We start from the raw sequence: 23613 nt of genomic DNA on the forward strand, positions 1-23613 counted from the left end.
GCGCCAACAACCTGGCCGAGCCGGAAGGCCTGACTGCCTGAAGCGCAGAACAGCACTGAAAGTGATGCTCCCGCCGGACGCCTCCGGCGGGAGTATTTTTTGAAAGGTGAGCGGCGGGGGTCAGGCAGTGACCGGCACCATGGTGCCTTGCAGGATTGCGACCAGCTTTTGCTCATGTCCTGTTGCTGCGTGAACCTCTGCTGTGACGATGACCAGGCGGCGGCCTGGTTTGATGACCTTGCCGGTGGCGCGCAGGTGTTCTCCGGCGCCGGGAGCCAGCAGGTTGATCTTCATCTCCGCCGTCATGACTTCGCAGTCCTCGGGCATCATTGTCAGCGCCGCATAGCCTGCGGCCGTGTCGCCGATCGCAAAGCTGAGCGCGGCATGGGCCACGTCATGCTGCTGGCGGCTGCCAGGCAGGATGGGGGCGGTGATCACCACTTCACCTGCTGTGACGCTTTCAATCTCTGCACCCAGAGTTTGCATCATGCTCTGCTTGGCGAAGCTGCTGCGGATGCGGTCTTCCATTTCGGTGTCCTTCTGCTGGTTTGCCCGCAGCATAGAGGAGCGCCGGCGCCTTGCGCAGGTGACGCTGCGCCATTTGCCCGGTCAGCGCGGCATTGGCACCGGCAGCGGCCGCGGGCCGGTCAGGATGGCGAGAGCATCGGGCGCCATCAGCGGTGTAAACGCAGGATCGCTGCTGCGCAGGCCCCCGGTATAGGTGCCGAAGGCAGGCAGGATCACGCGGGCGGCATCCACCAGAAAGGCGGGCCGCGAAGTGCTGCGCAACCGTGCCTTGGGGTGGTAATGGCCGGAGATTTCCGCGCTCGCTTGCGGGTTGGCAATGTGGCGGAAGGTTAAGGGGCCCAGCGTCAGGGCGGCGGTGTGCTCTCCGCCCAGTCCCGGGGGGTCAGGGTCGTGGTTGCCCTCGATCCAGATCCAGCGGCGGTCCTGCATCAGGCGGGTGATGCGCTTCAGGTCTGCCTGCGGCAGCGCGCGGCCGGCTGCGTCATCGTCGAAACTGTCGCCGAGGCAGATGAGCGTTTCCGCGCGGGTTTCATTGAGAACAGCTTCGAGCCGGTCAAGCGTTTCGCGGGTTTCATAGGGGGGCAGAGCGCTGCCGCCGCGCCGCGCGTGGCGTTCGGACTTACCCAGATGCAGGTCGGAGACGCAGAGGGTGCGCTGCTGCGCCCACCAGAGAGCGCCGCTGCCGAGGGCGGTTAGGCGGACGCCCGCCAGAGTGAAGTCAAAGCCGTTCATGATGCGTTCTTAATGGTGCCAGCGGCACTGGCAAGGGTTATTGCGGCAGGGCGCTGAGACCGGACTGCTGCATCAGCGCTTCGGTTTCCCGCAGCAGCAGTTTCTCCTCTGCGGCGCCTTTGACCGGGACTTTGCCGGCCTCCAGCAGCAGCGGGGCGGCCAGCGGGGAGATGCGCTCCAGCCGCTGGAGGGTGATGCGGCCGCCGATGCGGGCGATCATCTCCTCGATACGGCCGAAGTCGACCAGTCCGCGCAGCGCTTCCTCGCGGGTGATGTCCAGCAGCAAGTGGCCCGGGTCGTATTTGCGCAGCGTGTCATAGAGGATGTCGGAGGAAAACGTCGCCTGCCGCCCGTTCTTGCGCTGGCCTGGCGTGTTGCGCTCGATCAGCCCGGCGATGGTGGCGGCCCCGCGGAAGGCGCGTTTCATTACCGCATTGCCGGCCAGCCAGCCCTCCAGTCCATCGCGCAGGGCGTGAATGTCGAACAGCGGCGCCGGATCGGTGAGTTCCTCCAGCCCCCAGATCAGGGTCGCGTAATCGGTGGAGACGAAGCCGAGGGGATCAAGGCCCAGTTCCTCCATCCGCTTGGTCAGCAGAAGCCCCAGTGTCTGCTGGGCATTGCGGCCTGCGAAGCCATAGACGCATGCGTGTTCGCGTCCGTCATGCGGAAAGCTTTCGATCAGCAGACTGCCGGCGCGGGGCAGCTCGGACACCTCGCGCTGAAGCTCCAGCCAATCGGCGGTATGGCTCGGCAGGCTGGGCCAGCTGTCCTGTTTGAACATCTCCAGAATGCGGGCGCTGAGCTGGGTGGAGGTGGCGAATTTGGTGCCGGAGAACACGGCGATCTTGGGTTTCTTGCCGGGGTTGCGGCTGACCTCCACCGTCATTTCCCGCAGCCCTTCGTAGCGCACCGTCTGGCCGCCGATCAGGAAGGTGTCGCCAGGGGTGAGGGTGGCGGCAAAGGCCTCCTCGATCTCGCCCAGCGGCTTGCCGCCGCGGCTGCGTTTCAGCCGGACCTTCACCAGGTCCGTGTCCTGGATTGTGCCGAGGTTCATACGGATACGGGCCGCGGCGCGGGGGTCGCGCAGCTGCCATCTGCCGTCCGGGCGTTGCAGCAGGCGCTGCCACTGGTCGTAAGCTTTCAGCGCGTAGCCGCCGGTGGCGCAGAAATCGAGACAGGCATCGAATTCCGCGCGCGTGAGGCCGGCATAGGCACCGGCCTGGGTCATCTCGGCATAAAGGCTGTCAGCGTTGAAAGGGCCTGCGCAGGCGGCGATCAGGATGTGCTGGCACAGGACGTCGCGGGGGCCTGCGCCGCGCGGCTCGCCGTCCAGGTCGCCTTCGCGCACCGCCTCCAGCGCGGCGCGGCATTCCACCACCTCAAACCGGTTGGCGGGCACCAGCAACGCCTTGGAGGGGGCGTTATAGCGGTGGTTGGCCCGGCCGATGCGCTGCACCAGACGTTTCACGTTCTTGGGGGCGCCGATCTGGATCACCAGGTCCACGTCGCCCCAGTCGATGCCGAGATCCAGGGAGCCGGTGCAGACGATGGCGCGAAGCTCGCCCCGGACCATTGCCGCCTCGACCCGCTCGCGCTGGACCCGGTCGAGCGAGCCGTGGTGGATGCCGATCGGCAGCGCATCCTCGTTGGCGAGCCAGAGGTTGTGGAAGAAAATCTCTGCCTGGGCGCGGGTGTTGTGGAAGATCAGCGTGGTGTTATGCGCCTTGATCTGCTCCATCACTGCCGGGATCGCATAGGCCGCGCCGCCGCCAGCCCAGGGGGGCGGTTCAGCGGTTTCCAGCATCCGGATATCGGGAGCGGGGCCGGGATCGGCCAGCACGATCTCGCAGGGGTCCGGATGGCGGGCCAGGTAGCTGGCAATCGCCTGCGGGTCGTCCACGGTGGCCGACAGCCCCACCCGGCGCAGGTCCGGGCAGAGGGTTTGGAGCCGGGCCAGTGCCAGCATCAGCTGATCGCCGCGCTTGCTTTCTGCCAGAGCGTGGATTTCGTCCACCACCACCCGCTTGAGCCCTTTGAAGGTGCGGGCAGCGTCCTCGTAGGAGGTGAGCAGGGCAAGGCTCTCCGGGGTGGTCAGCAGAATATGCGGCGGATCGGCTCGCTGGCGTTTCTTGCGGCTGGAGGGGGTGTCGCCGGTGCGGTCGTCGATGCGGATGGGCAGGCCCATCTCCTCTACCGGCGTGCGCAGGTTACGCTTGATATCGGCCGCCAGCGCCTTGAGCGGGGAGATGTAGAGTGTGTGCAGCCCTTCGTGGCTGCCGTCTGCCAGGTCTGCCAGGGTCGGCAGGAAACCGGCCATGGTCTTGCCGCCGCCGGTGGGGGCGATCAGCAGTGTGCAGGGCTGGGACGCCCGCTCCAGCATGGCGTGCTGGTGCGGGTGGATCGACCAGCCCTTAGAGGCAAACCAGTTTTCAATGACGGGTGGCAGATTGCTCATCCGTCCCATGTAGGGGCTGCCGCAAAACTTTTCTAAAGAGTTCTGCCCAAAGTTTTCAAAAAACTTTGGGGCCGGGTCATTTCACGATGGTCTCATCCTTGACGAACATGTTGGCCCAGGCGCGGTCGATCAATTCCGGCGACATTTGATAGGGGATGCCTTCGAACTCGCAGATCGCGATCATCTGGTCGACCAGGAATCCTGGCTGATAGTTGGCATAGATGTTGCGGATCGTCGGGTATTTGTTCCGGAGAAGGTGCACCAGGGTGCTTTCGTCCAAGGGCATACCCTTCTTGCGGGCGACCATGGCAAAGATCTTGAGGTAGTTTTCCTGGTCCGGCCCGTCGATCTTGATCTTGAAAAAGATCCGGCGCAGGGCGGCCTGGTCGAAGATCTCGTTCGGGTGGAAGTTGGTGGAGAAGATCACCAGGGTGTCGAAGGGCACCTCGAATTTTTCGCCAGACTGCAGCGCCAGGATGTCCTTGCTTTCCTCCAGCGGCACGATCCAGCGGTTGACCAGCGCCTGCGGCGGCTCTGCCTGGCGGCCGAGGTCGTCAACGATGAAAATGCCGCCGGTGGATTTCAGCTGCAGCGGCGCTTGGTAGGTGCGGGCAGTGGGGTTGTAGACCAGGTCCAGCATGTCCAGAGACAGCTCGCCGCCGGTGATCACGGTGGGGCGTTCGCACATGACATAGCGCTCGTCGAAGCGGCGGCGGCGGCGCAGGGCATTGGGATCATCCGGTTCCTGCTCGACCATGGTGTGCACGATCGGGTCGTAGACGGTGATCACCTGGCCTGCGTATTCGATGGCGCGGGGCACATAGACGTGATCACCCAGCGCATCGCGGATGCCGTTGGAGATCGAGGACTTACCGTTGCCCGGAGGGCCGTACATCAGGATCGAGCGGCCGGCGCTGACGGCCGGGCCCAGGTGGTCCAGCAGGCTGTTCGGCAGGATCAGGTGGCCCATCGCATTGGTCAGCTGATCGCGTGTTACCTGGATGTTGCGGATCGACTGGCGCTTGACCTGCTCGCGGTAGACCGCCAGCGGCACCGGCATGGCGCCAAAGTATTCGGACTGGCTGAGCGCATCCAGCGCACGCGCCTTGCCTGCGTCGGTCAGCTGGTAGCCCATCTCGTTGCCGCTGTTGGCGTTGAGCGTGCCGGTGGCCTCCAGCAGTTTCTGTTCGCGGGCCAGGTCGACCAGCTCCTGGGTGACGGCGCCGGGCAGGCAGATTGCTTCTGCGATTTCGCTTACCGTCTCGACGTTCTTGCGGAAGATGGTCTTGAGCAGGATGTCCCGCATCATCACCAGCGGCAGCTGCATCTGCTCCAGGCCCTTGGGGGCGGGAGGGGCCATCACGGCGAGGTTCTGCATGTTCATGGCGGTGCCTGTCCCTGAAATCCGGAAATCTGCCCCCAGCAGGAGGCGGTCTTGGAAACAGACTATTCAGGACTGTGGCAACAGCGGGGCGGGGGTGCAGCAATTCCGCGGAGGCGGCAGTAAATCCGGATGAATTTGAGGGACTAGCCCGGCTCAGCTGCCGAACAGGGCGGCCAGGGTCAGGTAGATTGCGAGGGTGCCGCCGAGGCAGAGCCCCATGGGAAAGCTCTTGCCGGTTTCCCAGCTTTGCCAATGCGGTGCCAGTTGGCGCAGGGGCGTGTATTTGGCGATCCGGTGGGCCGTGAAGCCTGCCAGCAGGGTGGCTGCGAAAATGATCATCAACAGCCGGAGGTCGCCAAGCGCAAAGAAAGGCGCGGCAACACCGGCAAACTTGGCATCGCCGGCGCCAACGGCGCCAGCGGAGTAGAACAGGAAACCCAGGCCGACCCCGACCGGCAGATGCAGCAGGTGCCAGCCGTAGTCCGCCCAGGAGGGCATCACCAGTGCCCCCACGGCCACATAGATCACCGCCAGCACATCAACCGCCCAATTGGGAATGCGCATGCCGCGCAGGTCGGTCAGCGCCACCGTGTAGCACAGCGGCAGCACGAAAGGCAGGAACCACAGGGCGGCATGGGCCGGGAATTGCATGGGTCAGCCGTTTTCCAGCGCCGCCAGCGAGCGTGAGGCTTCCTCGAAGTGCTGCGGGTGGGTGTCGATCGCCTCGCGCAGCAGGTTTTCGCCGACCTTAACGTCGCCTTGTTTGACCGCCGACAGCGCCAGCGTATGCAGCAGCAGCGCCCGTTCGGTCTGGTCCAGCGGGATCACGGGCAGGGTGTAGTTGCGCTGAGCGCCACGGGCGAGCACCAGGTTATTCTTGGCGGTGAACAGGGCCTGGTCCTGGCGGATCGCTTCGCCGAACAGACGCTCGGCACCGGCGAAGTCACCGCGGGTCAGCTTGGAGTAACCCCAGTTGTTCATCACCTTGGCCGGCTTGGTGGTCAGACCGGTGGCAATCTCATAAAAGCTGTCGGCGCGCTTCCAGTCCTTACTTGCATCCGCCACGACGGCCTCAAGCCGGTAGCGCTCATAGGTTTCATGGGTCGGCGGCACTTTGTCCAGAATAGCCTTGGCTGCGTCCCATTCGCCGCTGCGCACCAGCGCGCCTGCGAGTTGCACGTTGTCCTCGCTGGTGGAGCCCTTCATCGACACAACCTTTTTCCAGGCGGTGGTGCCCTCGGTGGTGCGCTTGGCGCGGATCAGCGAGTAGGCCAGGCCGCGCTGCAGCTCAATCCGGTCCGGGTTGTTCTTGAGGGTGCGCTGGAAATGCACCACCGCCTCATTCGGGTCTGCCACGGTCAGCATGACATCGTTGAGATTGCTCTCGTCGATGACATTCACTTCCTGGAAGGCCCGTTCGACGGTTTCATCGGCTTTCTCAGCGCAGGCCGATAAGACCAGCGCCCCTGCCAGAGAAGCGGATAGGAAAAACTGCTGGCGCATTTGTGCGTCCTTTTTACTGCTCTGCCTCGGTCATGGTGCTTGGCGAATCAGGTAGCTGCCGCCGCCCTGCCGCACCAATTTATAATCTTGGTTTTGCGGCTCAGTATGCGTGGGATTATCAAGTTTTGCGAGGGCCAGGCGCAAATTATCGCGGATTGCGTCACTTTCGCCATTGTCCAGCGCATAGGCGCGCTGGAACACCTGCACGGCTTCGGCGGTTTTGCGGCGTTCCATGAGCACGACGCCCAGGTTGTTCATCGGCTCCGGCCAGGCCGGGTCGGCGTCGACCGCCTGGCGCAGCAGTTCTTCTGCCTGGCCCAGCCGCCTGAGGCCCAGCTTGGCCGAGCCCATGCCGGACAGCACCTCAGCGGTCAGACCCTGGTCGAGCGCGGCGCGGGTGAAGGCCTCCAGCGCCAGCTCGTGCTCGCCTGCGGCCATCAGCCGGTGGCCGACCTGCAAGCCGTCCTCAGCGGACTTGCGGTGATCGGCGCCCGGCGCCCAGGGGCTGCCCTTGTCCTGTTTCAGACCGCCCGGCGCACAGGCCGCCGCCAGCGCAAGAACGCTGGCGGCGGCAAGAGCACGGCTGAGGCGGACAGGCGCAGCCCGTCCTTTTGATGTCATGTTCAGTTGCCTGCGTTGCCCATATTCATGATGCCCTGTATCGACGGGCCGACCAGAATGATCAGCAGCGGGGGCACCGTCAGGCCCATTGTGGCAAGGGTCATCTTCACGGGCAACTTGTTTGCGGCCTCTTCTGCGCGCATGACGCGTTTGTCACGCATTTCCCCGGCATAAACCCGCAGCGCATCAGCGATCGAGGTGCCGAAGCTGGCGGACTGGATCATCACCGTCACAAAGGAGGAGACGTCCAGCACCCCGCAGCGGGTGCCCATGTCGCGCAGGACCTTGTCCTTTTCCTTGCCCGCCTTCATCTCATAGGCGACGACCTCGAATTCTTCGGCCAGGTCCGGGTAGGAGGCGTGCAGCTCCTTGGCAACGCGGACAATCGCCTGGTCCAGCGACTGGCCGGCCTCGACGCAGACCAGCATCATGTCCAGTGCATCGGGGAACCCTTCGGTGATCTTCTGCTTGCGCTCTTCGATGCGGCGGGTGATCCAGTATTTCGGCAGCATGTAGCCGGCCGCGCCCGGGCCGATGATGCGGATTGCCATCTGCTGGCTGTCATAGTCGATGTCAGCTTTGAGCACATAGACAAAGAACAGGCCTCCCATCAGCCCCAGCAGGCCGAGGGCAAACTGGGCAAAGTGGAACAGACGGACCGAGTCCTTGGAGTGGTAGCCTGCCTGGCGAAGCTTCAGCTCCATCGCCGACAGCTCATCGGCGTTCTGCGGCTCCAGGAAGCCCGCGAATTTCTGCAGCTGCTCGTTGCGGTTGGCCTGGCGCAGACGCTCCTTCTTCGAGTCGGTCCGGGTTTCCGGCTTGATGTTTTTCTGCAGCTTCTTCAGCGGATCTTCCGGCTGGTTCAGCAGCAGCGGAACCGCCAGAAGGATCATGAACAAACCGGCAATGCCAAGCGCCAGGAGCGGGCCGAACTCGCCGAACTGCGATGTCAGGTAGTCGTTAATTCCGGTCAGAAAATCCACGGCCGCCTCCTCAGACTTTGATGTTGGTCAGCATGCGCATGACAAACAGGTTGGCTGTCAGCATCACGCCTACGGCGAAACAGGCGGGGATGAACCAGGGATGGTCCAGCACGTTGTCGTAATAGTTGGGATCTTTAACGAGGATGCCGACCAGGCAGAACAGCGGGAAACCCGAAAGGAACTTGCCCGACCATTGCGCCTCGGCAGTGATCGCCTTTACCCTGCGGAACAGGCGGAAGCGGGCACGGATCACCTTGGCAAGGCCTGCCAGAACTTCGGCCAGGTTGCCGCCTGACTGCTGCTGGATTGTCACGGCGACGGCCAGGAAGCGCATGTCCTGCATGTCCAGCCGCTCCGCCATTTCCTTGAGCGCCTCGCCCACATCGCGGCCATAGGCGCATTCGTCGGAAATGATGCCGAATTCAGTGGCCAGCGGGTCTTCGACCTCATTGGCGACGATCTGCACCGCAGACGTAAAGGGGTGGCCGACGCGCAAGGAGCGCACCATCAGTTCCACCGCGTCCGGCAGCTGCTCTTCGATCATTGCCATCCGCTTGGCGGCTTTCTTGTTGACCCAGAAGAACACCGCGCCGACGCCGATGACGACAGAGCCCAGAACCCGGACGGGCAGGGGGGCGGAGGTACCGATGCTGAGGCCGACAAAGGCTACGGCCGCCAAGCCGGCCATGATCAGGATCAGCTGCTTGGGGGAAAAGGCAATGGCGGCCTTTTGCGCCCGTTCCGACAGCAGGGAATACAGCGGGATCGACTGCGATCTTGCGTGCTGGCCCAGCTCCTTGCGCAGCTGCTCCAGCACCTGCTCGCGGTTGCTGCCCTTCTCCATCATCTCCAGCCGGCGGTTGACCCGGCTGTTGAGACTGATGGATTTGCCGAAGGTGAACAGATACAGGCCTTCGACCAGGGCAAGCACCCCAAAGAAGATCAGGCCGTAGATAAGCGGTTCCGCACTCAGTTGCATCAGCGCTTCTCCATCACGGTGGGTTCATAGATCGAGGGCGGCAGATCGAAGCCCCACAGGCGGAAGCGCTCGGAATAGTGGCTGCGCACGCCGGTGGCGGTGAAGTGGCCGATGATCTTGTTGTCCGGGGTCAGGCCGACGCGCTGGAAGCGGAAGATTTCCTGCATCGAGATCACATCGCCCTCCATGCCGGTGATTTCGGTGATTGAGGTCATCCGGCGTGAACCATCCTGCAGGCGCGAGGCTTGCACGATCAGGTTCACAGCTGACGCGATCTGACTGCGCACTGCCTTGATCGGCATCTCAATCCCGGCCATGGCGATCATGTTTTCCAAGCGGGAGATGCCGTCGCGGGCGGAGTTGGCGTGGATCGTCGTCATCGAGCCGTCGTGGCCGGTGTTCATCGCCTGCAGCATGTCGATCACTTCCTCGCCGCGGGTTTCGCCGACGATGATGCGGTCGGGGCGCATCCTGAGCGCGTTTTTCAGACAGTCGCGGGGGGAGACCTCGCCCTTGCCTTCGACGTTCGGCGGGCGGCTTTCCATCCGGCCCACGTGGGTCTGCTGAAGCTGCAGTTCCGCGGTGTCCTCGATGGTCAGGATGCGTTCGGCGTTGTCGATGAAAGAGGACAGCGCGTTCAGCGTCGTGGTTTTACCGGAACCGGTACCGCCGGAAACAATCACGTTCAGGCGGGTGGATACCGCAGCTTGCAGATAGGCCGCCATTTCCTCGGTGAAGGCGCCGAACTGAACCAGGTCGTCGATGCCCAGCTTGTCCTTCTTGAATTTCCGGATCGACACCAGAGAGCCGTCCACCGCGATCGGCGGCACCATAGCGTTGAAGCGCGAGCCGTCGGCCAGGCGGGCGTCCACATAAGGGTTGGATTCATCGACCCGGCGTCCCACGGCAGAGACGATCTTGTCGATGATCCGCATCAGGTGCTTTTCATCCTTGAAGGTGATGTCGGACAGCTGCAGCTTGCCGTTGCGCTCAACGAAGATCTGCTGCGGGCCGTTCACCAGGATATCGCTGACCGTGTCGTCCTGCAGCAGCGCCTCCAGGGGGCCAAGGCCGGTGACTTCGTCATACAGCTCCTTGTTCAGTTGCTGCCGGTCCTCGCGGTTCAGGACAATGCTTTTCTCGGCCAGGATCTCGGTGGCGATGGTGGCGATCTCAGAGCGCAGCTCCGCTTCGCCCGCGCGCTCCAAGGCGGCCAGGTTTAGGTTTTCCAGCAGCTCCCGGTGCAGCTGGATCTTGATCTCGCCCAAACGCTCCTTGCGCTTGCGCTCCTTGTCCATCGGCTGCGCTTCAGCCGCCTTGCGCTGGACCGGCCGGCGCAGCGAGGCAGCAGGCGCAGCAGCGGCTGCCTGAGCGGCAACCGGTTCAGGTGCCGGAGCGGCAGGCTTCGCCGCTTGCTTCTTGTACTTGGAAAACATCAAATCACCCCCAGTTCAGGCCGCTCAGGCGGCTTCTGCTTCGCTTCGGCCCAGCGCATGAAGCGAGGCCGCGAGCTTGGCGATTTCCTTGCGCAAGGGATTTTTCGCTGCCGAAACGGCCAGCGGCAGCCCGTGGTCGCAGCTCTGCAGAACCTGCTTGCCGCCGTCGGGCAGCTGCAGGTCGATGGAGATGCTGAGGGATTCTGCCATCCGTTTGACCCGGCTTTTGCCGGCAAGATCTGTGAATTTCGGCGCCCGGTTCAGGGCAAAGCGCAGCTTTTCGAAGGGCAGGTCCTCCGACTGCAGGGCCCGTTTCATCCGCAGAGCGTTCTGGGCAGACCGCATGTCCAGTTCGATCAGGGCGAAATATACGTGCGCCGTATTGAGCACTGTTTCGGTCCACTGCACCAGCGTGTGCGGCATGTCGATGACGACAAAGTCGAAATGGCTGCGCGCCATTTCGATAACCCGGGCGATGTCCTCGGGCGACAACAGGTCAAGCGGCACCATTTCCGAGGGTGCGGTCAGAACCTGCAGCTTCTCCTGGAACGGCAGCAGCGCCTGGCCGAACAGGTCCTCGTCCATGCTTTCGGACTCGCTGAGCATTTCCATCACCACCTCGCGGCGGGGCAGGTCCAGGTAGGTCGAGACCGAGCCATGCTGCAGGTCCAGATCCAGCAGGCAGACGCTGGGCTCCTCCCGCTCGCTGAGCGCGGCAAGCTCCCAGGCCAGGTTGACGGCCATGGTGGTTGAACCGGTGCCGCCTGCGAGCCCGTGGCAAACGATCACAGCGCCTTCGCGCTGGCTGCCGGATTGCAGCTGGTGCGGGTTCTGCTCCACGGCCGGGGGCGGCGCCTGCAGCCGTTCGATGGCCGCTTGCAATTCCTGCTCGGGCAGAGGGTAGGGGACAAACTCATCTGCGCCCTGGCGCAGCAGCGTGTGCAGCGCGGCCGGGGTCACGTCCTCGGCAATCAGGATCACCTTGATACCGCGCGCCTTGGCCTGGGTGATGATCTCGCCCATCAGCGGCAGGTCGCCCTCGTCGGCGCTGTCGATGGCCAGAGCGACGAACTGCAGCGGCTCCGCCTCGGTCTGGCCGAAGAAAGCCAGCGCCTCGGTAAAGCCCAGATCGCCCCAGGCTTCTCCCAATGCGGCTTCCATGTCTTCGATCAGGAGGTCGAAGTTCTGCACATCGCGGCTGATCGTGCAGGCAACAATTGCAGGTGTCTCTGTTTGCGGCATACCGCTGCTCATCGCCATCATCCTTGTTCACATGGGCGGAACCGGGCCATGGGCACAGTCCGCCTCTTGGAAACAATGTCGGTGGCAATCTAGGCGATATTGGGGCCAAAAATCCCCAAATATGGGGAATTGTTACTACTTCGTAACCGACCGCCAGCGCGGCGGGCTTATTGCAGGGTGCGCTCCAGCGACTTCTGCTGGGTCAGGGTGGTGCCAGGAATCGCGCTTTCCAGATACTCGCGGTAGATGATCTGGGCATATTTGCCGTCCAGCACCGACGGGTGGCGCTTGAGGAAGCCGCTGACCTCAGTCACGGTGCGGCGGTTGCGGCGTTCGCGTTCAGGCGTCGGGATCAGCGGCTGGGTTTCCCCGTGCGAGATCACCGCTTCCAGACGGCTGCGGCTGATGCCGCGGGAGACCAGGTAATTCACTGCCGCCCGGGCCCGGCGCAAGCCAAGCGCGCGGTTGTAGGCGTTGCTGCCCACCGCATCGGTGTGGCCGAAGACGCGGAACCGCACCTCGGGGAACTGCCGGATCCAATGCGCCTGCTGGTCCAGCACCGTTCGTGCGGTCTGGTCAAGCCGGGCGCTGTCAAAGTCAAAGGTGATGGTGGTGGGCACTTCCTGGGCGAACCGGCCGGCCAGCTGGATGGCAAAGCTGCGCTCGCCGCTCATCACCGCCGCGTTGTTGAGGGTGGCCTCGCCAAAGGTTCCCTTGCGGTTCAACTCGCGTCCGGCTTCCCGCTCGCAGGCGGCGGCGGTCAGGAGGAGGCCGAGAATTGCAGCGGTTCTGATCATCTGTGCCACTCCCTATCAGTCCAGCACGTAGCCGTAAGAGCCGTTGAAATCCTGCTTGGCGACCTCGGCGGCAGGCCCGGCCCGGTTGCGCGACGTGCGCCCGAACAGGAACAGATCCTTCTCGCTGGGCGGGGCCACACGGTCGGTCGGCAGTGTCAGCGCCTCGCCGCGGGTGGGGGTCACCAGATGGGCGCTGACGATGATCACCAGTTCGGTCTGCTCGCGCTGGTAGTCGGCGCTTCGGAACAGCGCGCCCAGCACCGGCACGTCACCCAGCCAAGGCAGCTGCGAGGAATTGTCGAGGAATTCGTCGCGGATCAGCCCGGCAATGGCAAAGCTTTCGCCGTCGCGCATTTCCACCGTGGTAGAGGTCTCGCGGCGGGAGAAGGCGTCGATGGTCAGGCCGCTGAGTTCCAGCGAATTGGTCGGGTCGATCGCAGAGACTGCGGCGTTCAGTTCCAGATTGATCAGATCGCCGTCAACCACACGCGGGATGAAGTTCAGCTCGATCCCGAAGGGTTTGAATTCGATGGTGATCACGCCGCCTTCCTGGGCGACCGGGACCGGGTATTCGCCGCCGGCCAGGAATTTCGCTTCCTGCCCCGAGAGGGCGGAGAGGTTGGGTTCGGCCAAGGTGCGGACAACGCCCTTTTGTTCCAGCGCTTCCAGCAGCAGGCTGACCTGGACGGAACCTGCGTTGAAGCCGAACAGGAAGGCGCCGGTGTTTTCGTTGGCCGCAGGGATGTTGCCGGCCAGAGAGTTGGCCAGGGCGCCGGAGGTGTTCAGCGTGTTGACGCCGCCGGTGCGGCCGTTGCCGGTGCCGCCGTTGAAGCCCAGCGAGGCGCTCAGCGATTTAGACACTGAGCGCTGCATTTCGGCGAAGCGGACTTTGAGCATCACTTGCTGCACGCCGCCCACCGACATCAGGTTGCTGACGCGCTCCGGGGCATAGCGCTCAGCCAGATCCAGCGCCCGCTGCAGCCGTGCCGAACTGGACACGGTGCCGGAAAGGACGATGCCATCATTGGCGGTCCGTACTTCGATCTTTTCATTCGGCAGAATCTGGCGCAGGCGCTGCTTGAATTCGGTGACATCGGCGGCCACCCGCACGTCAACGTTGGTGATCAGGCGGCCGGAGCCGTCGAGCAGCGTCAGCGTCGTCAGGCCCGGGGACTTGCCCAGAACGTAAATGGTGCGATCGGACAAAGACGAGATGTCGGCAATGCTGGGATTGGCGATGCTCAGCTCGGCAAAGGGGATTTCGCTTTCCACAACCACTGCACGGTTCATCGGCACGTCGAGCGTCGCCGCCGTGCCCTTTTTCACCACGCGCAAGGACTGCGCCCAGGCCCCATCTGCCTGCGGCATGCCAATAAGCGATAGCCCCATCAGGGCCGCCGCCACGAACCGTCGAATTGCCATGTGACCTGCCTTTCCGATCACGCCTCAAAATCCGGGTCTTTTCGCCCGCTCTTTCGGGCACTGTGGTGCAGATCCCGAAATATTGCAAGAATCAAAGGCTTCGGGGCCTTTCCTGAGGGGGCGCCGATGTGGAGCTTGCGCAACAGACAAAACAGCCGCCCTTCGCATGGAAGAGGCGGCTGAACCTGTTAAGGGTCTGTGCGAACAGGTGTTTTTCAGTTGGTGCAAGGGATCGGGATTTCCACAACCTCAGCACCGCGGCGGGTCCGGATGGTGCAAACCTTTTCCTTTTCCACCTCTTGCGGAGCTTCCAAAGCCCCCAAACCCAGTAGCGTTCGCTGGTCAACTTCCACCACCGAAGCGATGGTGTCATCGCCTGCACCTACCAGGGCCAGGGACAGCCGTCCGGTGGTCTGGGCTTGGGCCAGGGCCGCCACCTGTTCAGGCCGGACAGCAACGGTGACGGTGCGGGCGATGATAGCCTCGTTTATGTCGCCGCCAGCGCTTTGGTCGACTGCCACCAGTTCGACATTGGTCTGGATCAGCCGTGTGACTTCCCCGCGTGAGCCGCTGGCGCCGGGCATCATGCCGGTCCAGTAGACGTCCACCTTGTCACCGGGGCGCAGAAAGCCCGAGACGCCGGAGGACACGTCCACCTTGATCGCGAAGGCCCGCATGCCGCGCTGCAGCCGCGAGGTGATGCCGGCATCTTCGCCGGGGGCGGTGACCTTGACGGCCATCACCGCCTCATCCTTCTCCATGGCGCGCAGCACCACCCGCAGCTTCTCGCTGTTTTGGGGCGGGAACAATGCGTCGAGGGTGGTAAAGGCGCCCTCGGGGATAGCGTTCTGCGGCCAGCGCACGGCGCGCACTGCGTCCTTGGACAGGCGCTCGCCGTATTTCAGCGGTTTGGTGGCGACAAACACATCCACCGTCGGCACCGCCTCAGCGCGGGCTGCGCGCTCGCGCGCAAGTTCATTTTGATAGGCCGAGATGTAGTTCTTGGCCATCATCACGGCACCGCCGGCGAGGGCTACACCGACAATCAGCACAAGTCCGAAAACTGCCCGCATTGTGTTACCTCTCATCAACTTGAGCCGGTGTTCCGTGATCGGAACCGGCTGCTGGATATCTCAATTTGCCTGAAAACTGCCGGCTTCTGCCGGTTCTGTAACGGCGCCTTGGCGCGGCCTGACAGGGCCCGCCAATCACGCGCCTCAGCTGAACGACCAGTTTCGCATGAACGAAGCGATCCCGTTTGCCAGGCTCAATCCGCCGTCCCCGACGGAGCCTGCAATCAGCGCTGCCATAGCAACAGCCGCTGCGCTCAAAATCACCCAATCGACAGTTATCGCACCGTCTTCGTCTGTAAGGTAGGAGCTTAGTTTTTTCATGACCTGCGCCTCACTAAGAAACGGAAACTTGGGATGCAGCTGTGCCTTGGCAGGACCAAGGCACAGCATTTTCAGGCCAGCCTGTTAGGTGCCGCTGCCGTTCGGGTTTTTGCCGTCCATGAAGGTGTTGGTGTTGCTGGCCAGGTCGGATGCGCCGTCCTGGATGGCGGTGTAGACAACGCCGCCCAGAGCAGCAACGGCTGCGGTCAGAACAACCCAGTCAACGGTCACGGCGCCGGATTCGTCTTTGCGGAAGTTTTTGAAGAATTTGATCATGGCTTGGTCCCTCCAAGGAAACTTTAATGCTGTATCTGGTCCGCCGGGCAGTCTGGCCAGCTCTCTCCTTCTGGCCTGCCCGCCGGTTGATGAGTCCATTAAGCTTTATGAATGGGGCGTTAATTGGGCGTAATACTGTGCTTTTCGCCCAATAGTGCGGAAACCGGGAAAAGATTTTTCCAAGGCAGTCCTGCTTGGCGGTTGTCCGTTCTGGCGGGGGCGGCGAATACCCGCAAACAGCAAAACGGCCGCCCTGCGAACAGGGCGGCCAATGCTCAGGCAAATGCTGTGCAGCGTAGCTTAGGTGCCGCTGCCGTTCGGGTTTTTGCCGTCCATGAAGGTGTTGGTGTTGCTGGCCAGGTCGGATGCGCCGTCCTGGATGGCGGTGTAGACAACGCCGCCCAGAGCAGCAACGGCTGCGGTCAGAACAACCCAGTCAACGGTCACGGCGCCGGATTCGTCTTTGCGGAAGTTTTTGAAGAATTTGATCATGGCTTGGTCCCTCCAAAGGATCTCAGAATTTGCTTTATCCCGCCTTCTCGCCAGGGTCCGCTCTCTCACCTGCTTGACCTCTGTCCGGCTTGGATGAGCTTATATAGCCAGCCCAGCGTGGCAGGATTTGGGCTGAAAGCCGGAAATTGCCGCCCCAATTTTACTTTTCAGCAAGAATTTCGGCACCTGATTGATTTTGCTGGATTAATTTTTTGTTACCGCGTTAGGCCGCGTGGCATTTCCGCGCCAGGCACAGGGAAATATGGCGATTGCGCCAGATTCTGGGGGCCAAGCCTGGTTTTCAGCAGTTATTTTCCGAGTCTGAGCGGACAAAAAAACCTCTGGCAGGCAGAACATTGGCATTCCGTAACGCGATATTGGCACTGGCAGCCTATGCCGTGCCCATGGCGGCCTGGGGGCAGGACGCGCCGCAAGAACCGTTCCCCCAGTTTGAGGCAAAGCGGGTCAAACCGCCCGCACCCGGGGCCAGCAAGCGTATTACAGTGCAAATCGAGCCGGAACCGCAAACGGAAGCCGCCGCTCCGTTGCCGGATCTGGTAGACGATGCCGCGCAGCCCGCCGGACGCTACGGATGGTTCTGGGACAAAATTTCCCCCGGTTTGGAGCAGAGCGGGCCGGGCCGTCTGGACGATGCCCTGCAGGCGCTGGCAGGGGCCAAGGGGCTTGCAGCTCCGCGGCTGCAGCTGATGCAGGAAATCGCCCAGACCCGCGGAATCCAGATCCTGACCGAAAGCGCCAGCACCCAGGTCTCGCCTGCTTTGGTGCTGGCAGTGATCGCTGTCGAATCCGCGGGCAAGGCAGATGCCGTCAGCTCCGCCGGCGCCCAGGGGCTGATGCAGCTGATGCCGGACACCGCGGCGCGATTTGGCGTGACGGACGCTCTGGAAGCGCATCAGAACATTTCGGGCGGCATCCGCTATCTCGACTGGCTGATGGGGGAATTCGGCGGCGACCCGATTCTGGTGCTGGCCGGATACAATGCAGGCGAGGGCGCGGTGCGCAGCCACCAGGGCGTGCCGCCGTTTGCCGAAACCCGCGATTACGTGCCAAAGGTCCTGGCCGCCTATCAGGTGGCCCGCGGCCTTTGCCTGACCCCGCCGCAGCTGTTTTCGGACGGCTGCGTGTTCCGGGTGATGAACTAAGCCAGCCCGGCTCAGCCCTCCGCCAGATAGGGCTGCAGCAGCATCCGGGCGGTGTCCCGCGCGTCCCCAGCCGGATCCGGGGTCACCGACATGGCCGCCAGAACGATTGCGCCTTCCTTCAATGTCAAAAGCTGACGGGCCAGTCCTGCGGGGTCGGGCGCACCGGCTGCTTTGGCCAAGCCGGTGAAATGCTCCAGCAGCAGTTGCTTGTGCTCCGTAGACTGCTGATACACCGGATGAGCCCGGCTCTGGAACTCGGCGCTGGCTTTTATGAACATGCAGCCTGCAAATTCCGGTTTCCCGAACCATTCGCCAAGAGCGGTGAAAACCGCAAGCAGCTGCCCGGCCGGAGTGTTAGATAAAGCTTCCATCCGGCTGAACAGCCAACTGCGGAAATTATCGTCCCGCAGGCGCAGCACGGCAATAATCAGGTCGTCCTTGGTGCGGAAGTGCTTGTAGATCGAGGTCTTGGAGATGCCGGTTTCCTTGACCAGCATGTCCATGCCCGTTGCGTGGAACCCGTTTCGGTAAAAGACCTCCAGGGCATTGCTGACCAGTTCGTCTCGCTTGTTGGGGCGCATGATTCGTCCTCAGGTGTACCGTTCGGTACATATTGACGTCGGGATTGCGCGGCAAATCAAAATAATTTTTGCCGTAACACAAGGGCGTTAGGGCCAGACGCCGCTCTTCAGCCTTGGGCGGGTGAAAATTCCCTTGATTAAAAGTACCGATCGGTACACTTTACTGCGGTGAGTTTACAGATCGGTACACTTTGTTTGGGGAACTGGAATGAGACGTCTTTTCAAACCGATGGCTTCACCGTTCGGGCCGGTGATACTGGCTGCCTGCATTGCTGCTGCGCTGACGGCACCGGACGCGGGGACACGACCGAATGAGGCCTCCGGCACCGGCGTTCAATTCAGTGCAGGAGGGACCAAGGCATGATCAGACAGCCGGCGATGAATTGCGCGCGCCGTTGCGCGGGGGCTCACCCATGAAACGGGATATTCTCATGGCGGCACTGGCCGCTGTTCTTGCCGGCGGCGTTCTGCTGCCGGTGACACTGCCGCGCGCGCCCGCTGGGGCGGACGCTATCCAAGTCCCGAGCGGCGGCTGAAGCTGAGCAGTTGCTCAAGCTAGCGGAGCCTCTGAAGCGAACCGGTGCAGTGGATAATTTGCCGTACAGAGGTTCGCAGCGGCCCGATTAACGGAATTTTTTTGGAAAAAGCCTGCCATCTGCCCCGGGCCGCCGGTATGGTGGCCTGAAGCATATTTTTTAGCTTAAATTTTTGGAGAAATGATTTGGATTTGGGATTTAACCCATCGGAAATTGCCGTGGGCGCGCAAAGCCTTAATGGGAAGTTTCTGCTATTCGCCCTGTTGGCGTTCATCGGTTTCTTCGGGCGCATGGTCTTTGCCGCCTTCGGGCCGCAGTTGGCGGAGTTCAATCCGTTCCGGAACTTCTCTGGTGTGGGGTTCATCCTGCTGGCGGTGGCGCTGTTTGCAGGGGCCCTCTACGTCTCCGGCAAGCAGACCAAGGCAATGGTTCTGTTCAAGAGCAATCTGGTGGACCCGGTCATCGTCACCTTGCTGGGCCGTGACAGTTGCGACCCGGCCGATGGCAGCTATTGCGTGGTAGTTTTCGAAGACGGGCAGGAAAAGATTGTCAATTGGCACGATAAGCGCGTCTACATGTGGGAAATCGTGAACCCGCAGGAAGGCGCCGTCTGGCACACGCTGCGGCCGCGTCCGCGTCCAGGAGCAGCCGCCGGGGCGTGACCGCTATGACGACCCGCGACAAGAAAAGACCCGCCGGTATCCGGCGGGCCTTTTTTGCCAGTCAGCTCTACTCCAAGATCAGCCGACGATGGTGGCCTCAGTGGAGCTGCGCAGTTCTTCTTCGCTGACACCCTCGGCCAGCTCGACGATCTTCAGCCCGCCATCGACAACATCCAGAACGCCCAAGTTGGTGATAATGCGGTCCACAACGCCCTTGCCGGTCAGCGGCAGGGTGCATTCCTTCAGCACCTTGCTGTCGCCATGCTTGTTGGTGTGGTCCATCACCACGATCACGCGGCCGACGCCTGCGACCAGATCCATGGCGCCGCCCATGCCCTTGACCAGCTTGCCAGGGATCATCCAGTTTGCCAGGTCGCCTTTCTCATCGACTTCCATTGCGCCCAGGATCGCGGCCGCGATCTTGCCGCCGCGGATCATCCCGAAGGACGTGGCGCTGTCGAAGTAGGAGGTGCGCGCCAGCTCGGTGATGGTCTGCTTGCCCGCGTTGATCAGGTCCGGATCCTCCTCGCCCTCATAGGGGAAGGGGCCCATGCCCAGCATGCCGTTCTCCGACTGCAGGGTGATGTCCTTGTCGCCCACATAGTTCGCCACAAGCGTCGGAATGCCGATGCCGAGGTTCACATACATGCCGTCGTCCAGTTCCTGCGCGGCGCGCTCGGCCATTTGGTTGCGGTCCCAAGCCATGGTTCAAGCCTCCTCACGCTTGCGGGTGGTGCGCTGCTCGATGCGCTTCTCGTGCGTGCCCTGGATGATGCGGTGCACGTAGATGCCCGGCAGGTGGATCTGGTCGGGGTCAAGCTCGCCGCGGGGCACGATTTCCTCCACTTCCGCCACGCAGATCTTGCCGCACATGGCAGCAGGCGGATTGAAGTTGCGGGCGGTCTTGCGGAAGATCAGGTTGCCGGTGTCATCCGCCTTCCAGGCCTTGACGATGGAGAGATCGGCAAAGATGCCTTCCTCCAGGATGTAGGTCTCGCCGTTGAAGTCCTTGTGCTCCTTGCCCTCGGCGATCACGGTGCCGACACCGGTTTTGGTGTAGAAGCCCGGAATGCCGCAGCCGCCGGCGCGCATGCGCTCGGCCAGGGTGCCTTGGGGGTTGAATTCCAGCTCCAGCTCACCCGACAGGTACTGGCGCATGAATTCCGCGTTCTCGCCCACATAGGAGGAGATCATCTTTTTCACCTGCTTGGTCTGCAGCAGGATGCCGATGCCGAAATCGTCGACGCCGGCATTGTTGGAGGCAAAGGTCAGATCCTTGGTGCCTGCGTCCTTGATCGCTTGCAAAAGAAGTTCGGGGATGCCGCAGAGGCCAAAGCCCCCCGCGGCGATAAGCATGCCGTCGTGAAGCAGCCCGTCGAGCGCTTCGGCGGCGTTGGCGTAAACCTTTTTCATGGAGTTCTCCCAACAACTACCGTTTGACAGTGGTTCTGACGCCGGGGCGGGCACAAGTCAACGATACGGAGAAGTGTGCGTATTTCTACGGAGGGGTGCGCTCCCGCGCCTTCCCGGTGCCTCTGCCTGCGGCATTGACGCCGTCAGCCTTGGGCGTGGCGCCGCTGTGCGGCGCAAGGGGGATTGGCTGAGATGCCGTTTCAGGACAGGTTTGCCCTTTAACGGCATCTGCCAGTGCAGAACGCAAGGGGATTGTAGGGCAGCCCGCGCCGCGTTAGCGGCGCTGGGCCCAACGGGGAGGGCGCATGCCGATGCGCCCGGAGCCGGCGGGAGCGCGCCGGTCCGGTCACTCCTTGGCGGCGGCCTTCTTCGGGGCGGCTTTCTTCTTGGCCGCGGTTTTTTTGGCGGCGGCTTTCTTCTTGCCGCCCTTGGACGCTTTCTCGGAAATCAGCTCAACCGCCATTTCCATGGTCACGTCCTTTGGCTCCACGTCCTTGGGCAGGGTGGCGTTCACCTTCTCCCATTTGACGTAAGGCCCATAGCGGCCGTCCATGATATTGACCGCGCCGCCGCTTTCGGGGTGCTCGCCCAGCTCCTTCAGCGGCTTGGCAGCCGCGCGGCTGCCGCGGCGGCCGGGGTTGGCGCGCTTCTCCGCCAGCATCTCAACCGCCCGGTTCATACCGATCTCAAAGACGTCCAGCGTCTCCTTGAGGTTCACATAAACCGGCTTTTCCTCATCGGGCAGCTGGTGCGCGATGTAGGGTCCGAACCGTCCTAGGTTGGACTGAATTGCACCGCCGTCCGGATGCTGCCCGATTTCGCGCGGCAGAGTCAGAAGGGTCAGGGCCTGCTCCAGAGTGACCTCATTCGGGCCCCAGCCCGGCAGGAAATCCTTGCCCTGCTTTGGCAGAGAGGAGCGCGGCGGTTTCTTGTTCTCGGGCGTTGCTTCGCCACGCTGGACATAAGGCCCGAAGCGGCCGGATTTCAGATGAATTTCATCGCCGTCATCCTCTCCCAGGACGCGCTCATAGCCTTCGGCGCCTTCGCCGGAAATCGGGCGGGTGTAGTTGCACTCAGGGTAGTTGCCGCAACCGACAAAGCCGCCGGTGCGCGAGGTCTTCAGGTGCAACTGGCCCTGGCCGCATTTCGGGCAGATGCGCGGATCGGTGCCATCCTCGCGCGGCGGGTACAGCTGGGGCGCCAGGGCGTCATCCAGAACATCCAGCACTTCGGTGATACGCAGCTCGGATGTCTCGGCAATAGCGGCGGAGAAATCGCGCCAGAACTTGCCCAGGAGATCCTTGTAATCCCGGTCGCCGGCACTTACGTCGTCCAGCTCTTCTTCCAGGTTTGCGGTGAACTCGTACCCTACATATTTGCGGAAGAAATTCAGGAGGAAGATCGTGACGATCCGGCCCTTGTCCTCGGGGAACAGGCGGTTCTTTTCCTTGCGGACGTATTCGCGGTCCTGAATCGTTGTGATGACGGAAGCATAGGTCGAGGGGCGACCGATGCCCAACTCTTCCATGCGTTTGACCAGCGTCGCCTCGGTATAGCGCGGCGGCGGCTGGGTGTGGTGCTGCAGCGCCAGCACGGCGCCGTCTTCGGACAGGACGGAGGCGTCCTTGCCGGCCTTTTCGGCCTGCGCCGCCAGCGAGGAGGCGAACTTCATTGCCTCGCCTTCCATGATCTGCGGCAGGCGCTTGTCGTCCTCATCCGCGACATCATCGCGGCCTTCCTCGTAGACACGCATGAAGCCGTCAAACAGCACTACCTGGCCGGTTGCGCGCAGCACGACCTGCTGGTCGTCCGAGCCGATATCGACGGTGGTGCGCTCCAGCCGCGCGCCTTCCATCTGGCAGGAGAGCGTCCGCTTCCAGATCAGGTCATAAAGCTTGCGCTGATCGTCATCCGTGACCTTCAGCGCCTTGGCATCGCGGCTCATGTCCGTCGGGCGGATACATTCGTGTGCTTCCTGGGCGTTCTTGGCCTTGTTTTTGTAGATCCGCGGCGAGGAGGGGACATATTCGGCGCCGTAACGCTTCTCGATCTCGGCGCGGGCCTCCTGCACGGCCTCCGGCGCCATGTCGATGCCGTCGGTTCGCATATAGGTGATGTAGCCCGCCTCATAGAGCCGCTGCGCCGCATTCATGGTCTGGCGCGCGCCCATGCCGAATTTGCGGCTGGCCTCCTGCTGCAGCGTGGAGGTCATGAAGGGCGCGGAGGGGTTGCGGGCCGCAGGCTTGGCCTCGACCGACAGTACCTTGAGGCTGCGCGAGGCTACGGCCTGAACCGCCAGCTCGGCTGCGGTAGAATTCTTGAGGCTGTATTTGTCGAGCTTCTCGCCGCCCAGCACGGTCAAGCGCGCCTCGAACTCCTGGCCGCGCGGGGTCGCCAGCTGGGCGCGCACGGACCAGTATTCCTGCGGGTTGAAGGCCTCGATCTCCATTTCGCGTTCGACGATCAGGCGCAGGCAGACCGATTGCACCCGGCCCGCCGAACGCGCGCCAGGCAGTTTGCGCCACAGCACCGGCGACAGGTTGAAGCCCACCAGATAATCCAGCGCCCGGCGTGCCAGATACGCCTCGACCAGCGGCATGTCGACCTGGCGCGGGTTGCGCATCGCCTCGGTCACCGCTTCCTTGGTGATCGCGTTGAAGGTCACCCGGCTTACGGCGGTGTCCTTCTTGATCGAACGCCGCTTGGTGAGCGCTTCCTGCAAATGCCAGCTGATCGCCTCGCCCTCGCGGTCGGGGTCGGTCGCGAGAATCAGCGCATTATCGTCTTTCAGCGCATCGGCGATCGCTTTCACGTGCTTGCGGGAATCGTTGGCGACTTCCCAGGTCATACCGAAATCCGCGTCCGGGTCGACCGAGCCATCTTTTGCCGGCAGGTCGCGAACGTGGCCGTAAGACGCCAGAACCGTATAGTCGGAGCCAAGATATTTATTGATTGTTTTTGCTTTGGCCGGGGATTCGACAACAACTACTGGCATAAATTCTGATACCTCTTCG

24 protein-coding genes are annotated in these 23613 nt (G+C 62.7%); 3 read left to right on the forward strand and 21 right to left on the reverse strand.

Annotated elements, in window-relative coordinates; translation table 11 throughout:
- Nucleotides 1-120: 120 nt before the first annotated feature.
- The 17 genes from AC4HIX_RS12170 to AC4HIX_RS12250 all read right to left on the reverse strand — a co-directional run bounded on the left by AC4HIX_RS12170 (nucleotide 121) and on the right by AC4HIX_RS12250 (nucleotide 16244).
- Entirely contained in the window at nucleotides 121-528 is a 408-nt protein-coding gene (locus AC4HIX_RS12170; protein ID WP_490399112.1) for a PaaI family thioesterase, read from the reverse strand.
- Between the two features lie 81 nt (nucleotides 529-609).
- The gene (pdeM, locus tag AC4HIX_RS12175) at nucleotides 610-1260 is read right to left on the reverse strand and encodes a ligase-associated DNA damage response endonuclease PdeM (RefSeq protein WP_490399113.1); all 651 of its coding nucleotides are present in this window, start codon (nucleotides 1258-1260) and stop codon (nucleotides 610-612) included.
- Between the two features lie 37 nt (nucleotides 1261-1297).
- Nucleotides 1298-3715 (reverse strand): ligase-associated DNA damage response DEXH box helicase, encoded by a 2418-nt coding sequence (locus AC4HIX_RS12180; RefSeq protein WP_490399204.1) that lies wholly within the window; start codon nucleotides 3713-3715, stop codon nucleotides 1298-1300.
- A gap of 76 nt (nucleotides 3716-3791) precedes the next feature.
- A complete protein-coding gene (locus AC4HIX_RS12185) occupies nucleotides 3792-5099 on the reverse strand; it encodes a DUF8689 domain-containing protein (RefSeq protein WP_490399114.1) in 1308 nt (435 codons plus the stop codon).
- Between the two features lie 153 nt (nucleotides 5100-5252).
- The gene (locus AC4HIX_RS12190; RefSeq protein WP_490399115.1) at nucleotides 5253-5750 is read right to left on the reverse strand and encodes a prepilin peptidase; all 498 of its coding nucleotides are present in this window, start codon (nucleotides 5748-5750) and stop codon (nucleotides 5253-5255) included.
- A gap of 3 nt (nucleotides 5751-5753) precedes the next feature.
- Entirely contained in the window at nucleotides 5754-6602 is an 849-nt protein-coding gene (locus AC4HIX_RS12195) for a tetratricopeptide repeat protein (protein WP_490399116.1), read from the reverse strand.
- Between the two features lie 30 nt (nucleotides 6603-6632).
- The gene (locus tag AC4HIX_RS12200; protein ID WP_490399117.1) at nucleotides 6633-7223 is read right to left on the reverse strand and encodes a tetratricopeptide repeat protein; all 591 of its coding nucleotides are present in this window, start codon (nucleotides 7221-7223) and stop codon (nucleotides 6633-6635) included.
- Nucleotides 7224-7225: 2 nt separating this feature from the next.
- On the reverse strand, nucleotides 7226-8206 hold the full coding sequence (locus tag AC4HIX_RS12205; RefSeq protein WP_475046917.1) for a type II secretion system F family protein: 981 nt from the start codon (nucleotides 8204-8206) through the stop codon (nucleotides 7226-7228).
- A 10-nt stretch (nucleotides 8207-8216) separates the two neighbouring features.
- Entirely contained in the window at nucleotides 8217-9185 is a 969-nt protein-coding gene (locus AC4HIX_RS12210) for a type II secretion system F family protein (RefSeq protein ID WP_475046915.1), read from the reverse strand.
- Entirely contained in the window at nucleotides 9185-10621 is a 1437-nt protein-coding gene (locus AC4HIX_RS12215; RefSeq protein ID WP_475046913.1) for a TadA family conjugal transfer-associated ATPase, read from the reverse strand. Before AC4HIX_RS12215 ends, AC4HIX_RS12210 begins: the two co-directional genes overlap by 1 nt.
- A 24-nt stretch (nucleotides 10622-10645) precedes the next feature.
- Complete coding sequence (locus tag AC4HIX_RS12220; RefSeq protein ID WP_490399118.1) at nucleotides 10646-11875, reverse strand: CpaE/TadZ family protein; 1230 nt, start codon at nucleotides 11873-11875, stop codon at nucleotides 10646-10648.
- A 155-nt stretch (nucleotides 11876-12030) separates the two neighbouring features.
- Nucleotides 12031-12660: an OmpA family protein gene (locus AC4HIX_RS12225; RefSeq protein ID WP_490399119.1), complete on the reverse strand. Its 630-nt coding sequence runs from the start codon at nucleotides 12658-12660 to the stop codon at nucleotides 12031-12033.
- Nucleotides 12661-12675: 15 nt separating this feature from the next.
- Entirely contained in the window at nucleotides 12676-14082 is a 1407-nt protein-coding gene (locus AC4HIX_RS12230) for a type II and III secretion system protein family protein (protein WP_475046909.1), read from the reverse strand.
- 215 nt (nucleotides 14083-14297) lie between these two features.
- A complete protein-coding gene (gene cpaB, locus AC4HIX_RS12235; protein ID WP_490399120.1) occupies nucleotides 14298-15155 on the reverse strand; it encodes a Flp pilus assembly protein CpaB in 858 nt (285 codons plus the stop codon).
- Between the two features lie 144 nt (nucleotides 15156-15299).
- The gene (locus AC4HIX_RS12240) at nucleotides 15300-15476 is read right to left on the reverse strand and encodes a hypothetical protein (RefSeq protein WP_475046905.1); all 177 of its coding nucleotides are present in this window, start codon (nucleotides 15474-15476) and stop codon (nucleotides 15300-15302) included.
- 84 nt (nucleotides 15477-15560) lie between these two features.
- The gene (locus AC4HIX_RS12245; RefSeq protein ID WP_475046903.1) at nucleotides 15561-15752 is read right to left on the reverse strand and encodes a Flp family type IVb pilin; all 192 of its coding nucleotides are present in this window, start codon (nucleotides 15750-15752) and stop codon (nucleotides 15561-15563) included.
- 300 nt (nucleotides 15753-16052) lie between these two features.
- Entirely contained in the window at nucleotides 16053-16244 is a 192-nt protein-coding gene (locus AC4HIX_RS12250; RefSeq protein WP_475046903.1) for a Flp family type IVb pilin, read from the reverse strand.
- 404 nt (nucleotides 16245-16648) lie between these two features.
- Here AC4HIX_RS12250 and AC4HIX_RS12255 point away from each other — a divergent pair, with 404 nt between their 5' ends.
- Nucleotides 16649-17407, forward strand: coding sequence for a lytic transglycosylase domain-containing protein (locus AC4HIX_RS12255; RefSeq protein WP_490399205.1), 759 nt, complete (start codon nucleotides 16649-16651; stop codon nucleotides 17405-17407).
- Nucleotides 17408-17418: 11 nt separating this feature from the next.
- On the opposite strand, the gene AC4HIX_RS12260 is transcribed toward AC4HIX_RS12255, so the two are convergent.
- Nucleotides 17419-17988, reverse strand: a complete 570-nt coding sequence (locus AC4HIX_RS12260; RefSeq protein WP_490399121.1) for a TetR family transcriptional regulator — start codon at nucleotides 17986-17988, stop codon at nucleotides 17419-17421.
- A gap of 413 nt (nucleotides 17989-18401) precedes the next feature.
- On the opposite strand from AC4HIX_RS12260, the gene AC4HIX_RS12265 reads away from it, so the two are divergent.
- On the forward strand, nucleotides 18402-18524 hold the full coding sequence (locus AC4HIX_RS12265) for a hypothetical protein (protein WP_475046899.1): 123 nt from the start codon (nucleotides 18402-18404) through the stop codon (nucleotides 18522-18524).
- Nucleotides 18525-18742: 218 nt separating this feature from the next.
- Nucleotides 18743-19186 carry a hypothetical protein gene (locus AC4HIX_RS12270; protein ID WP_490399122.1) on the forward strand — a complete coding sequence of 148 codons (444 nt, stop codon included), beginning with the start codon at nucleotides 18743-18745 and terminating at the stop codon, nucleotides 19184-19186.
- A 78-nt stretch (nucleotides 19187-19264) separates the two neighbouring features.
- On the opposite strand, the gene AC4HIX_RS12275 is transcribed toward AC4HIX_RS12270, so the two are convergent.
- From AC4HIX_RS12275 to topA, 3 genes are all read right to left on the reverse strand, one after another.
- A complete protein-coding gene (locus tag AC4HIX_RS12275) occupies nucleotides 19265-19891 on the reverse strand; it encodes a CoA transferase subunit B (RefSeq protein WP_490399123.1) in 627 nt (208 codons plus the stop codon).
- A 3-nt stretch (nucleotides 19892-19894) separates the two neighbouring features.
- Nucleotides 19895-20599, reverse strand: a complete 705-nt coding sequence (locus tag AC4HIX_RS12280) for a CoA transferase subunit A (protein ID WP_490399124.1) — start codon at nucleotides 20597-20599, stop codon at nucleotides 19895-19897.
- 346 nt (nucleotides 20600-20945) lie between these two features.
- Nucleotides 20946-23594 carry a type I DNA topoisomerase gene (topA, locus tag AC4HIX_RS12285; RefSeq protein WP_490399125.1) on the reverse strand — a complete coding sequence of 883 codons (2649 nt, stop codon included), beginning with the start codon at nucleotides 23592-23594 and terminating at the stop codon, nucleotides 20946-20948.
- Between the last annotated feature and the right edge of the window lie 19 nt (nucleotides 23595-23613).

It is taken from the genome of Leisingera sp. (assembly GCF_982940295.1).

Coding starts and splice junctions, on each gene's coding strand:
- AC4HIX_RS12170 (WP_490399112.1), bottom strand. CDS start 528: ATGGAAGACCGCATCCGCAGCAGCTTCGCCAAGCAGAGCATGATGCAA.
- pdeM (WP_490399113.1), bottom strand. CDS start 1,260: ATGAACGGCTTTGACTTCACTCTGGCGGGCGTCCGCCTAACCGCCCTC.
- AC4HIX_RS12180 (WP_490399204.1), bottom strand. CDS start 3,715: ATGAGCAATCTGCCACCCGTCATTGAAAACTGGTTTGCCTCTAAGGGC.
- AC4HIX_RS12185 (WP_490399114.1), bottom strand. CDS start 5,099: ATGAACATGCAGAACCTCGCCGTGATGGCCCCTCCCGCCCCCAAGGGC.
- AC4HIX_RS12190 (WP_490399115.1), bottom strand. CDS start 5,750: ATGCAATTCCCGGCCCATGCCGCCCTGTGGTTCCTGCCTTTCGTGCTG.
- AC4HIX_RS12195 (WP_490399116.1), bottom strand. CDS start 6,602: ATGCGCCAGCAGTTTTTCCTATCCGCTTCTCTGGCAGGGGCGCTGGTC.
- AC4HIX_RS12200 (WP_490399117.1), bottom strand. CDS start 7,223: ATGACATCAAAAGGACGGGCTGCGCCTGTCCGCCTCAGCCGTGCTCTT.
- AC4HIX_RS12210 (WP_475046915.1), bottom strand. CDS start 9,185: ATGCAACTGAGTGCGGAACCGCTTATCTACGGCCTGATCTTCTTTGGG.
- AC4HIX_RS12215 (WP_475046913.1), bottom strand. CDS start 10,621: ATGTTTTCCAAGTACAAGAAGCAAGCGGCGAAGCCTGCCGCTCCGGCA.
- AC4HIX_RS12220 (WP_490399118.1), bottom strand. CDS start 11,875: ATGAGCAGCGGTATGCCGCAAACAGAGACACCTGCAATTGTTGCCTGC.
- AC4HIX_RS12225 (WP_490399119.1), bottom strand. CDS start 12,660: ATGATCAGAACCGCTGCAATTCTCGGCCTCCTCCTGACCGCCGCCGCC.
- AC4HIX_RS12230 (WP_475046909.1), bottom strand. CDS start 14,082: ATGGCAATTCGACGGTTCGTGGCGGCGGCCCTGATGGGGCTATCGCTT.
- cpaB (WP_490399120.1), bottom strand. CDS start 15,155: ATGCGGGCAGTTTTCGGACTTGTGCTGATTGTCGGTGTAGCCCTCGCC.
- AC4HIX_RS12240 (WP_475046905.1), bottom strand. CDS start 15,476: ATGAAAAAACTAAGCTCCTACCTTACAGACGAAGACGGTGCGATAACT.
- AC4HIX_RS12245 (WP_475046903.1), bottom strand. CDS start 15,752: ATGATCAAATTCTTCAAAAACTTCCGCAAAGACGAATCCGGCGCCGTG.
- AC4HIX_RS12250 (WP_475046903.1), bottom strand. CDS start 16,244: ATGATCAAATTCTTCAAAAACTTCCGCAAAGACGAATCCGGCGCCGTG.
- AC4HIX_RS12255 (WP_490399205.1), top strand. CDS start 16,649: ATGGCGGCCTGGGGGCAGGACGCGCCGCAAGAACCGTTCCCCCAGTTT.
- AC4HIX_RS12260 (WP_490399121.1), bottom strand. CDS start 17,988: ATGCGCCCCAACAAGCGAGACGAACTGGTCAGCAATGCCCTGGAGGTC.
- AC4HIX_RS12265 (WP_475046899.1), top strand. CDS start 18,402: ATGAAACGGGATATTCTCATGGCGGCACTGGCCGCTGTTCTTGCCGGC.
- AC4HIX_RS12275 (WP_490399123.1), bottom strand. CDS start 19,891: ATGGCTTGGGACCGCAACCAAATGGCCGAGCGCGCCGCGCAGGAACTG.
- AC4HIX_RS12280 (WP_490399124.1), bottom strand. CDS start 20,599: ATGAAAAAGGTTTACGCCAACGCCGCCGAAGCGCTCGACGGGCTGCTT.
- topA (WP_490399125.1), bottom strand. CDS start 23,594: ATGCCAGTAGTTGTTGTCGAATCCCCGGCCAAAGCAAAAACAATCAAT.